9 protein-coding genes and 1 pseudogene are annotated in these 10,962 nt (G+C 72.0%); 1 reads left to right on the forward strand and 9 read right to left on the reverse strand.

Translation table 11 applies throughout. The features are described 5' to 3' along the window. The 9 genes from cas1e to AOK18_RS05400 form a co-directional block, all read right to left on the reverse strand. Positions 1 to 720: type I-E CRISPR-associated endonuclease Cas1e (gene cas1e, locus AOK18_RS05360; RefSeq protein WP_240503070.1), on the reverse strand; the 720-nt coding region annotated here is incomplete at its 3' end. Further along, complete coding sequence (cas6e, locus tag AOK18_RS05365; protein ID WP_055693553.1) at positions 717 to 1,514, reverse strand: type I-E CRISPR-associated protein Cas6/Cse3/CasE; 798 nt, start codon at positions 1,512 to 1,514, stop codon at positions 717 to 719. The genes cas1e and cas6e, both read right to left, overlap by 4 nt. Positions 1,515 to 1,523: 9 nt before the next feature. Further along, on the reverse strand, positions 1,524 to 2,261 hold the full coding sequence (cas5e, locus tag AOK18_RS05370) for a type I-E CRISPR-associated protein Cas5/CasD (RefSeq protein WP_055693554.1): 738 nt from the start codon (positions 2,259 to 2,261) through the stop codon (positions 1,524 to 1,526). Continuing rightward, positions 2,258 to 3,457 (reverse strand): type I-E CRISPR-associated protein Cas7/Cse4/CasC, encoded by a 1,200-nt coding sequence (gene cas7e, locus AOK18_RS05375; protein ID WP_055693555.1) that lies wholly within the window; start codon positions 3,455 to 3,457, stop codon positions 2,258 to 2,260. Before cas7e ends, cas5e begins: the two co-directional genes overlap by 4 nt. Then, positions 3,454 to 4,197 carry a type I-E CRISPR-associated protein Cse2/CasB gene (casB, locus tag AOK18_RS05380; protein WP_055693556.1) on the reverse strand — a complete coding sequence of 248 codons (744 nt, stop codon included), beginning with the start codon at positions 4,195 to 4,197 and terminating at the stop codon, positions 3,454 to 3,456. The genes cas7e and casB overlap by 4 nt, the downstream gene beginning before the upstream one ends. After that, complete coding sequence (casA, locus tag AOK18_RS05385; protein ID WP_055693557.1) at positions 4,194 to 5,996, reverse strand: type I-E CRISPR-associated protein Cse1/CasA; 1,803 nt, start codon at positions 5,994 to 5,996, stop codon at positions 4,194 to 4,196. Before casA ends, casB begins: the two co-directional genes overlap by 4 nt. Beyond that, on the reverse strand, positions 5,980 to 8,823 hold the full coding sequence (gene cas3 / locus AOK18_RS05390; protein ID WP_240503071.1) for a CRISPR-associated helicase Cas3': 2,844 nt from the start codon (positions 8,821 to 8,823) through the stop codon (positions 5,980 to 5,982). Before cas3 ends, casA begins: the two co-directional genes overlap by 17 nt. Before the next feature lie 566 nt (positions 8,824 to 9,389). Next, complete coding sequence (locus AOK18_RS05395; RefSeq protein WP_055693559.1) at positions 9,390 to 9,590, reverse strand: DUF397 domain-containing protein; 201 nt, start codon at positions 9,588 to 9,590, stop codon at positions 9,390 to 9,392. An 8-nt stretch (positions 9,591 to 9,598) separates the two neighbouring features. Further along, positions 9,599 to 10,450, reverse strand: a complete 852-nt coding sequence (locus tag AOK18_RS05400) for a DUF5753 domain-containing protein (protein WP_055693560.1) — start codon at positions 10,448 to 10,450, stop codon at positions 9,599 to 9,601. A 235-nt stretch (positions 10,451 to 10,685) separates the two neighbouring features. On the opposite strand from AOK18_RS05400, the pseudogene AOK18_RS05405 reads away from it, so the two are divergent. Continuing rightward, positions 10,686 to 10,962: pseudogene (locus AOK18_RS05405) on the forward strand (ATP-binding protein); the annotation flags it as partial.

Raw genomic sequence — 10,962 nt, forward strand, 5'->3', positions numbered from 1 at the left:
GTCGAAGGCGAGCGGGATGCCGATCTCCGTCTTGTAGAGGTCGGCGATGTCCAGGACGAAGGAGAGTTCGTGACCGGAGTGGACGAACCCGAGGGCGGGACTGCAGCCCAGGGAGGTGACGACGGCGTGGGCGATGCCGTACATGCACTGGGCGGCGGCGGTGACGGCCTGGTTGACGGCGTCGCCGCCGGTGAAGTCGCCGGGGACGTAGCGGCGGCCCTTCCAGGGGATGCCCGTGCGGGCGGCCTCGGCGCGGTAGCAGTCCTTGACCCGGCGTCCCTCGCGGCCGAGGAGTTCGTGCCGGGTGAGGCCGTCGGGGTCCTCGTCCGGGAAGCGCAGCCGGTACATGTGCCGGGCCACGGCGAGGCGGCTGCGCGGGTTGGCCCACTGCCGGGCCTGGGCCTCCATGAGGGCGGAGGAGCGGCTGAGGGCGCGGCCGGAGGCGTAGTAGCGCACGCCGTGTTCGCCGACCCAGCAGACGGCGGCGCCGGTCTCGCCGAGCACGCTCATGGCCTGGTGGGTGACGCGGGTGCCGGGGCCGAGGAGGAGGGTGCCGATGGTGGCGGACGGGATGTGGGTGGTGCCTTCGGCGTCCTGGGCGGTGATGGCGTTGGCGTCGCGGTGGACCGTGCAGCGTTCCAGGTAGACGAAGGAGAGGCGGTCACCGGTGCGGGTGAGCTGGCGCGGGGTGAGGGCCGGGCGTCGGGAGACCGTACTCACGGCGCCCGCCGGTCGGACCGGGCGGCAGGGGTGGCGGGGGCCAGGGTGAGGAGGCCGCAGCCGTAGGCGCGGGCCCTGCCGATGCCCTGGGTGAGGGTGCGGCGCAGGGCGTCGGGGTCGGTGACCTCCAGCCGGCCCTCGAAGGTGGCGGTGACGACGGTGACGGGTTTGCCCCGACGGCCTTCGGGGGTGCGGGACTTGTCGAAGGAGAGGGATCGCGCGTCCCGTACGGCCAGCTGGTACCGGTCTCCGGGGTGGGGGTGCTTGTGGTGGGTGGTGCCTTCGGGCAGGAGCCGCCGGTCGGCCGGTTTCTCGCAGATGCGGAAGCCGAGGCGGGCGAGGCGTTTGTCGTCGAGCAGCCAGCCCATCTGGTGGACGGGGGTGAGGTGCGCGGTGAGCTTGCGGGGTTCCCCCTCCTTGCGGCGGATGGTGTGGACGGGGTTCGCGGTCAGGCGGAACGCCCACTGGTCGCCGCTGGTCAGCCGGTCGAGGAGCGGGGCGTAGGGCCGGGTGTGCCAGCCCGGGTTCCCGGGTCCGGCGGCGGCGGGCCATCCCGCCTGCTCGACCATGTGCGTCAGGTCCGGGCGGTCGGGGCTGACGACGTACAGCAGGACCTCGGCCCGTGCGTGCTGGTCGAGGCGCCACAGGACGCGGGGCGCGTCGGGTGCCGGGCTGTCGGAGGGCAGGAGGTGGGGGAAGGACGACATGACGGCCGCGTGCATGACCTGGGGCGAGGACAGGAGGCGGCGGGCGCCGGGCCGGGCGGTGTTGACCCGGAAGCGGGTGATGAACATCGGGTGCTCTCATCCTTCCAGGACGTCGAGGGCGGCAAGGGCGGCGAAGGGGTCGTGCGCGTCGCGCGGTCCGCCACCGCCCGCGGGCACCGGTGTGGGCACGGGGACGGTGAGGACGGTGCGCGGTGCGTGCCGCCGGTGGGCGGCGTCGAAGCTGACGGGCTGGTCCCGCAGCACGTCCGCTGTCACCGCGGGCTCGCCGGTGGTCGTCTCGCGCAGGACGGTGAGGGTCCGCGGCACGGTCCGGTGGCGTCTGCGGTACCAGGCGGAGGCCTGCCAGGGCACGTTCCTCAGGACGTCCTCCAGGTCGGCGTCCTCGTACAGGCCGAGGTCGACCGGTCCGGCGGGCGGGCAGGAACGGCGTCCGAGGTAGGGCGGGTACACCGGGGAGCGCAGGGCCTCGTCGAGGCCGGTGAGCAGGGTGGGGTCGCCCTCGACGGCGGCGACGAAGACGGCGTCGGCGAGGTAGTACCGCTCGGACAGGGGCATGGAGGCGCCGGTGACGCCGTGGTGGGCGGTGTGGAAGTCCCTGATGCGGGTGCCCGGCTGGTCGATGCGGACGCCGAACCTGAGGGCGGCGAGGGGGGCGAGCGCCGCGTCGTCGCCGCGTTCGATGCCGGCCGCCGCGGCGAGCAGGCCGATGACGCCGCTCTTGGTCGGGGCCGATTCGGTGGTGCGGCGGGTGAAGCGGGAGGAGGCCCCCCAGGACTGCAGGGGGCCTGCCAGGCGGAGGGCGAGCACGCTCATGCGGGCTTCTTCTCCAGGCGTTCCGCGACGGCCTGCCCGACGGCGGTGGTGAGTTCGGTGAGCGTGCCGGTCTCGGTGCCGAGTTCGGCGAGCTTCTGTGTGGCGGGGCCGACGCGCAGGACCCAGGTGAGGGTGGTCTCGGGGTTTCCGTAGGCGCGTTCGACGTCGGAGGCGTAAGCGGCGAGGCGGTCGGCGGCCTCGCGCAGGTGGCCGCCGCCGTCGCTGCGGACGGGGTCCTCGAAGGCGGCGACGCAGCTGATCGGCCGGGTGGTGCGGAGTTTGACGACGACGGCGTCCGGCTCGGTGTGGTGCCCGAACGTGTTGATCTTTCCGGTGGGCAGGGAGTCGACGAAGGCGTGCACGAACGCCTCGACGGCGCGGCGCACCGGCTCGGTGCGCGGTTCGTCGTCGCGCAGGCCCTCGCCGAGGTTGGCGGCGAGCTGGTGCACGCCGAGGGCGGCGTAGCGGTAGAGGGTCGCGGAGTTGAAGTCGACGGTGCCGATCATTCCGGCGCCGGTCTCCTCGTCGGTGTTCTCGTCGTCGACGGCGGTGTAGTAGTCCGACTCGTTGTCGACGCGGTGGACGCTGAGGGCGTGGGCCACCTGCACGGCGGCGTCGACGTTGATGTCGGCGACGTCGGCGACCATGCGGCCGAAGAGGGCGATGTCCACGGAGTGCCGGGTGTCCGCGAGTTCCCTGGCGCGGGCCTTGTTCTCCTTGCTCTTCAGGAACGCCGTGATGTCGGTGGCGCCTTCGAGGGCGAGGCGGGCGAGCCCGTCGAGCTGGCGGGAGCCGAGGAAGACCAGGTACTTGCTCTCGGGGGCGGGCGCGGGGCCGTCCTCCTTCTTGGCCTGGTCGGCCTTCCGCTTGGGGACCTCGGTCTTGAGGCCGACGGCCTTGACCGTCTCCTCGGCGAGCCGGAGCGCGTTCTCCGGTTCCGTGGAGGGGTCGAATCCGGTGATGCGGTCGGCCAGGAGTTCCACGATCTTCTTGGTCCGCACGCCCAGTTCGGCGGGATCGAGGAGGTGTTCGTCCCTGAAGCAGGTGCGGATGGCCCGCTTCCAGGCCTGGCTGGAGACGCGGGCACGGGGGACTCCGCCGTAGACGGCCGTCTTGGGCGCGCCCGTGTCGTCCCGGTTGAGGTTGCTGGGCGGGACGGTCTGCAGGGCGTGCACGTCCAGGAAGATGCGGGTCACGATGCGTCCTTGTCGGTGTCCGGGAGGGTGTTCGCGTCGGGGGCCGTGTCCGCGTCGGGGGCCGGGCGGGGCCGTCGCTGTTCGTGGAAGGAGCGCCCCCACCGGCGGCGGACGGCGGCGGGGCCGTCGGGCCACTGCCAGACGTAGAGCTGGCCGGCGAGGAGGGCGTAGTCGAGCGGAATGTCCTCACGCCGCAGCAGGGAGACGAGGTCGCGCAGCCGCTGGGTGAGGGTGACGAGGTCGGGGGCGGAGCCCGCGCGGACCAGTCGTTTGCGGACCGGTTCGTCGATGCCGTCGGCCGGCATCAGGCGCCGGACGGCCGCGCCGAGCCCGGCCGGTCGTTCGCGGGTGTGCCGGCGGTGCATCGGGGCGCCGCGGGACTGCTGGTGGAACGCCCACAGGGTGAGGGCCGCGTGCAGGGCGTCCTCGGCTCGGATCAGCTCCCGCTCGCCCAGGCGCCGGGCCGGTCCGTGCGGGGCGTGGGGGTCCGCCGTGTCCCCTGTGCCGCCCGCGCCACCGGTGCCGTGGAGCGGGTCGGTGTCGATGAGACTCCAGAGGTCGGGCAGTTCACCGGCGGCACGGCCCGCACCGCGGCGCAGGCGGGCGAGGGCGGCGACGGCCTGGGAGCGGTCCTGAAGGTATCCCTCCTGCCAGGGGACGATGTGCGCGGCAGCCAGGTCGGCGACTCGCTGGTGCACCGGGACCGGCGCGGGCGGGGCGGGTACGGGTGCGGTGGTCATGCGTGCGCCTCCGGGACGGTCGCGGCGAAGTCGGTTTCCGGCAGGCCGGCCGTACCCGGCCCGGGTGTGCTCGGCCCGGGTGTGTCTCCTCCGGCCGGGCCGACGGCGGTCCCCGGAGCGCTGCCTCCGGTGTCCGGAGCATCCGAGGCGTCGGGGTCGCCCAGCGCCCTGGTCAGGCGTCCGCGGAACCACACGTCGGCCAGGCCCGCGTTCAGCCAGTGGGTGGCGCCCTTCCTGTCGGTGAGGATCCGGCCCTCCCAGGCCGCGTCCCCCGCCGCGGCGATGAGCCGGTCGCCCGCGCTGCCCACGAGCTGCCGCACGCGGCGCTGCCAGGCGTACCGGTGCTCGTACGGGTCGGGGGCGTCCGCCATGGCGGCCAGCCAGCCGCGGTAGGGATGCTCCAGTTCGTCGAAGCCACCGGCGCGGGCCGCGGATTTCGGGCCCTCCCCCTCGGAGCCGGTCGCTCGGGCCAGGTCCGCCGCGAGGTCTCCCAGGGCCCGTACGGCCCGGTCGGCGTCCTCGGCGGCGGCGACGGCCTGCCGGGCGTACGTGGGGTCCTGCCGGTGGAGCAGGACGACCGGCAGTTCCAGGCGGTCGTCGACGATCTCGTCGATCACGGACTGCTGAGTTCCGTACGTGACGCCCACGAGCCGGGCGCGCACCAGGAAGTTACGGGAGAGCTGCTCCGAGGAGACCAGGCGGGCCACCCACTCGAGGATGCGGGGCCGCAGCCGTGTCGGGCCCTCGGCGCCCCCGGTGTCCTCGATCCGGTCGGCGATGAGCGAGGCGATGCCCCGCCAGGCCGCACGGTCCGGGTCGTGTTCGAGCGGCAGGAAAACGGGTGATCGCCCGAGTTTCTTCTCCTGGGCGAGGCTGCGGCGCCACGGGGTCATCGGCTCACGGTCGTGCATGTTCCTGGACGCGAGCGGGTCGCCGTAGCCGAGGACGACTCCGTGGACGCCGTCCGCGTCGTGGTGCAGGCGTACCCGCCGCGACTGCCACGTGTACAGGTCCCGGGGGCCGGTTGCGGACCGGTCGGCGGAGCCGGGCCCGCAGGGGTCGCGGCGCCAGGCCGGCCGGTCGTCTCCGGAGAGGTCGAGCCCTTCGGTGTCCGCCGCGACCAGGTTGAGCAGCAATGTCTCGCGGAGCGTCTCCCCTTCCACGAAGACGCCGCCGAGCCCGCCGGCCCAGCCGGTCCCCAGCGGGTACACCTTGCCGCCCCTGACCCGGTCGTCGCCGTCCATGCCGGTCTTGATGCCGGAGGTGTCGTAGGCGTGGACGTGTACGACCCAGCGTGCCGCCTCGGCGAAGGTCAGCCGCTCCACGGCCGGCATCCGCGCGGAGAAGAACGGGGCGCCCGCGGGCACGTCGGCCACGATCCGGTTGAGCGAGAAGACCTCGTCCTTCGTGGTGCGCAGGCCGGGGGTCTGCAGGAAGGGGGTGGCCGGGTGCAGGAGATCGAAGCGGTCCCGGTGCCGCTCCAGGTAGGTCCCTACGGGCGAGAAGCAGTCGGGGTCCTCCCACAGGTCCGCCCATTCCTCGATGTCGCCGGGGCCGTCCAGGGCGTCGTGGGCGATGGCCAGGAGGAGCCGGACGAGGGCGAACTCCTGGGTGGGCAGGTCGCCGAGGACATGGCGCAGTTCTCCTGCCTGGGCGAACACCTGACGCAGTGAGAGCTCGTCCGGGGAGCCGTCATCACGCAGCACCCCGATCCACGGCCGACCGACCAGGTCGAAGGACAGCGGTTCTCCCGTCCCCTCCCCTTCGCTTCTGCCGGGGGAGTCAGTCGTCCGGGTCACGGATCACCTCAAGGCCGTCTTCGGGGCTGTAGTGGAGCGAGAAACCCGCCAGCCGGGCCCGGCCGTCCTCGTCGAGGGGGAGGATCAGCTGGTCGGCGAGCCAAGGGCTGTTCTTCCCTTGCCAGCAGGGCAGATACAGCTGTTCCAGTTCCTCGATGGCCCGGTCCAGGACCGGGCCGGAGAACTGCAGGGGCAACCGCAGTCCGCAACTCGCCGCCGTGCGCGCCGCGAACGGCGGCGGGGTCGCGTCCCGCGGCAGTTCGGCACCGGCCCGCTGCCGGCCTTTCCGGTCCGGTCCGAGCCACGGCAGGGTGGCGAGGCTCCCGTCACCGCGCCGCTGTACGACGACGACCTCCAGGCTGTCCCGGCTGTCCCGGACCTGGGCGCGCCCGGTGCGGGTGTCGTCCGTGTCGCCCACACCGGCGGCCACCCAGCCGAACAACGGCCGTCCCGCCTTTCCGACGCCCCCCAACCGGAACACGGCGGCGCGCTCGGCCTGGTCGTCGCGGTGCCGGTCGAACTGCTCACGCGCCTCCTTCAGCGCGTCCTGCCAGTGGTCCGGCCCGACCGTTCCCTCCCCGTAGGCCCCCTGTACGAGAGGGCTGATGTCCGCCGGGAGTTCCACCGGTCGCCGGGGCCCGCCGTCGAGGTGGGGCAGGAGCACCGCGGCCGACCGGAGCAGGGCGTACCGCCCGTACACGGCCACCGATCCCCGTACCGGTGCGGGTACGTCCGCCGCCCAGTCGACTCCCGTCACCAGGCAGCGCGCGGTCCGCAGGCGCTCGGGCCGGTCGGCCTGGTCCTGTCCGCGCCGGTGGCGGTGCAGGCGGCCCATGCGCTGGAGAAGCAGGTCGACGGGGCAGAGGTCGCTGACCAACAGGTCGAAGTCGACGTCCAGGGACTGCTCGGCGACCTGGCTGGCCACGACGATGTGCGGACCCGCGGGCCTTTCCCCCGGACGCTCCGGAGGACCGAAGAGCTGGAGCAGCCCGCTGTCCTTGCCCGCCCGGTCGAGGTCGACGAAGCACGAGTGGGCCACGGTCACGTTCCCGGCGCCGAACTCCTCGCGCAGCGCACGCGCCGTCTCCAGCACCCGTCCGACCGTGTTCCGGATCACCAGGGCGCAGCCGCCGTCGGCCAGTTCGCTCCGCAGCCGGGCGGCGAGGACGTCCTGGCCGTCGGGGATGCGCTCCACGCACACCGTCGTCGACCGGGCCGACGCCTGCGGACGGCGGACCAGCGGAGCGCCGCCCGGAGCGACTGCGGTCAGCAGCGGGTACGCGTCGTCCGGGGTGGTCGTCGCCGCAGCGGTCCCTTCCGCGGGCATGCTCGCGTCCGTCCGGCCGGCGTACGCCTCGACGAGTTCACGCCTGCGCGAGGCCGGAAGGGTCGCGGAGAGCACCACCACCGGCACCCGGTACGCACCCAGCCAGGACAGCACCCGGTCCAAGTACACGCTCATGTACGTGTCGTAGGCGTGCGCCTCGTCGATGACGACGACCTTCCCGGCCACCGCGAGATGGCGCAGCGCCAGGTGCCGGCTCTTCAGCCCGGCGAACAGCAACTGGTCGATGGTGCCCGCGACGAACGACGCCAGCATGGCCTTCTTACGCCCCCGCAGCCAGGCGTGCGCCACCAGTTCGGCCCCCGCACGACGCCGCGCGTCGTCCGTCCGCCGCCCTTCCGGCTGCCACCGGGACGAGGCCTCCGCCCCGTCCACGTCGACAGCCGCGACCCGCCCCGCGCGGGCCATCAGCCCGGCGAAGTCCTCGTTGAGTGCCGCTTTGGAGTGGGCCAAGTGCACGGACCGGCGTACGCCCGTCGCCCCCGGCAGCCGGTCCAGCCAGGCGAGCAGGCGGGGGAACATGGCGTTGCCGGTGGCCATGGTCGGCAGGGCGAAGAAGACCCCTCCGGCACCGGAGCGCGCCGCGAAGATCTCGGCGACGGCGAGCGCGGCCTCCGTCTTGCCCTCCCCCATCGGGGCCTCGACGACCATCAGGCCGGGCGCCTCCATCTCCCGGGCGAGTTCCACGGCGGCCCCCTGCACGGGGCGCACCGTCGCCCCCTCCGGCAGATCGAACCGGGAGACGAACAACTCCTGCGCGTTTCCCGCCGGTTCCTCCGCCTGCCAGGGTTCCGGCAGGTCCAGCCCCTGCCAGGCCGCGGCAAGACGCTCCCGGCCACTGCGGGATACACCGTCGGGGAAGTACGGAAAGAGATCCGGGTTGCTGGCGATCCAGTCGGAGACGATGACCAGCGCGGTGAGCAGTACTTGAACCGGCTGCGGCAGCTTCGCCGTACGCCACTCCCCCAGCCGTTCCGCCACCCCGAAGCGCTCGGCGCAGGCGTCGAGCAGTTCCGTCTGCACCTTCCGCCACACCCGGCCGCTCGCACCCGGAGTACGCAGCAACTCCTCGTGCTCGTAAAGGGCCTTGATCTGCCCGTACTCGGGCGGGACCCCGTGGTGGCCGCCCACAGCGACCGTGAACTGCCCGGTCCGCGCGGGTGTCCACCCGTACCGCTCCTCCAGCCACTCCCCCAACAGCACCTGCCCGGCGAGACCGTGCGGCGCGATCCGCCGGTCCGGCCCCATCGCCTTCGCCGAACGCATCTCCAGCCCCTGGTCACGCATCGCGTCGGCGAGCAGATCGACCTGGCAGGCGAACGCGGGGGTGGCCTTGCCTATGTCGTGCACACCCGTCAGCCACACGACGAGGGCCCGCGCGTCCGACTCGCCCCCCGGCAACGCCTCGGCCACCAACCGCCGCACCCCCGCAGGCAGCCACCGGTCCCACAACAGGCCGGCCACCGCCGCACTGTCCTCCATGTGCCGCCACAACGGCAGCCACCCGTCGGTGTCCCGATCATGCTTGGCCCACACTGTCCGCGCCGGCCCCCCGAGCCGACCCAGCAGGTCAGATCGGGGGATCCCCCCATTGCTCATGAGGGATTGATACAGGGGGAGACGGGCTCCACACACCAAAATCGGCAAAGAGGCGAAAGCGGGGGCAGGAGACGGGATCGGGACTTACGATGATCGGCTCACCACCGGTTCAGTGAGAATCACCCGCGAGACGAAGTAGCGCCATATGTCCTATTTATCGAGATCTGCAAAAGTCTCCGAAACGACGCATCCGCGAGAGTAAAACCGCAGGTCGCCCAGTCTGCTCCCCGCACCCGCGGGGATGGTCCCCACTGGAAGCTCGCGATCGAGTCGCACGCCGCCTGCTCCCCGCACCCGCGGGGATGGTCCCCGGATGCTCTTCTCCTGCTGGATCAGCCCGGTCTGCTCCCCGCACCCGCGGGGATGGTCCCTGCCGGCAGCGGGCCTACGAGGCTCGGAAGCTCTGCTCCCCGCACCCGCGGGGAGCAGATTTCAGAGGGCGTCCCGCGTCACGTCAAACGCCCCCGGCGCTCCCTGAGCGCGCCGACGAAAGTGGTGAAGGCGAGGGTGGGGACCGAGAAGGAGGCACGGGAGAGGCGCTTCGAGTCACGGATGACTATGTGTCCGCCCAAGTCCGCGATCTCCACGCAGTCATTGCCCTCTCCACCCCCTGAGTAGGAAGACTTGCGCCATTGCGTAGGGGCGGTCATCGGATACCTCACAGCTCTTTGGCCAGCTGATGAATGAGGTCACGCGACGGCTCCGGTGCGAGTGACCCGGCCCTTACCCTATGGAACAGGTCTTGGAAATGCGCTAGTTGGGCTTCACCGTCAAGGAAGACCGTTCCATGGGGAGCGTCGCGCACCACAGTGTCCAGGCGCGGGACCGGACCACCCAGGCGCACCATGGTGCTTCCCGCACCCGCGAAGTCGTCCAGCGCGAAAGGGATGACCCTGACGGTGACGTGGTCGGCCTCGGACATCTCCAGGATGCGCGTGAGTTGATTTCGCATCACCGCGCGCCCGGCAACCCTTATACGTAGCGCCGCTTCGTGGATCACCGTCTCGTACGGGATCGGGTCGGGTCCTTCGATGACGACCTTCCGCCGCATCCTGTGCTCCACCCGGCGCTCCACCTCGGCACCTGGGAACTCCGGGTTCATGTAGGCGAAGAGGGCACGGGCGTAATCCTCCGCCTGGAAGAGTCCCGGCACATGGATGACCGCCACATCGCTCCGGAACGTCGCGTGATGCTCCAGTTCGGCGAGGTCCAGGTAGGCGGCGGGCAGAACGCCCCGGTACTCCTCCCACCAACCCCGAACGCGTCCCGTCGCCATGGCCACCAAAGCGTCGATCAACTCGACATCCGTGCATGAATAGTTGGCGGCGAGTTGACGCAGGCGCTCCTCGCTCACGCCCGCGAGGGCGGACTCGATGTGGCTGATCTGGACAGGGCTCACCCCGAGTAGCGCCGCAGCTTCCCGAGCGGCGAGACCTGCGGCGTCACGGAGCCGACGCAGCTCGGTTGCCAGCCTCAACTGACGGGCGGTGGGCTCACGCCTCAGGGCCATCGACGGCGCTCCGATCTCGTGCACGTGTGCGTGACTCGTTCGGGCTCAGATTACGCGGACAACTTGCTCGACATGAAGATTTAGACCTACCTTCAGTCACGCAGCAATCACTCTGCGCGGCATCCGTACCCCCGGAAGCGCACCGCTCCGCCATGCCACAACGCGGACGGCAGAGACACCGTCAACCACGACTGCCGCGCACCCCAATAACCCTCCACCTCACAGGAGTTCGCGCATGCCCGAAACCGACCCGTCCCCCTGGGAGTACTCCCTCTCCCTCCCCAACGACCCCCGAGCCGTCACCGTCTGCCGCCGTACCCTGCGCCTGATCCTCACGGTGCACGGTCTGATCGGGCAGGTGGACGTCGCGGAGCTGCTCGCGGCGGAGTTGATCGGCAACGCCGTACGCCACACCAAGGGGCCCGCCGCGCTGCGGGTGCGCTGTTCGGGGTCGGGGGTCCTGCGGATCGGGGCGTGGGACGCGGACCCGTCCCCGCCCCGAGCCGCAGGAC

The sequence above is a fragment of the Streptomyces prasinopilosus genome (assembly GCF_001419695.1).
GTDB lineage: Bacteria > Actinomycetota > Actinomycetes > Streptomycetales > Streptomycetaceae > Streptomyces > Streptomyces prasinopilosus.

Coding starts and splice junctions, on each gene's coding strand:
- cas3 (WP_240503071.1), bottom strand. CDS start 8,823: ATGGAGGACAGTGCGGCGGTGGCCGGCCTGTTGTGGGACCGGTGGCTG.
- casB (WP_055693556.1), bottom strand. CDS start 4,197: ATGACCACCGCACCCGTACCCGCCCCGCCCGCGCCGGTCCCGGTGCAC.
- cas5e (WP_055693554.1), bottom strand. CDS start 2,261: ATGAGCGTGCTCGCCCTCCGCCTGGCAGGCCCCCTGCAGTCCTGGGGG.
- AOK18_RS05400 (WP_055693560.1), bottom strand. CDS start 10,450: ATGGCCCTGAGGCGTGAGCCCACCGCCCGTCAGTTGAGGCTGGCAACC.
- AOK18_RS05395 (WP_055693559.1), bottom strand. CDS start 9,590: ATGACCGCCCCTACGCAATGGCGCAAGTCTTCCTACTCAGGGGGTGGA.
- cas6e (WP_055693553.1), bottom strand. CDS start 1,514: ATGTTCATCACCCGCTTCCGGGTCAACACCGCCCGGCCCGGCGCCCGC.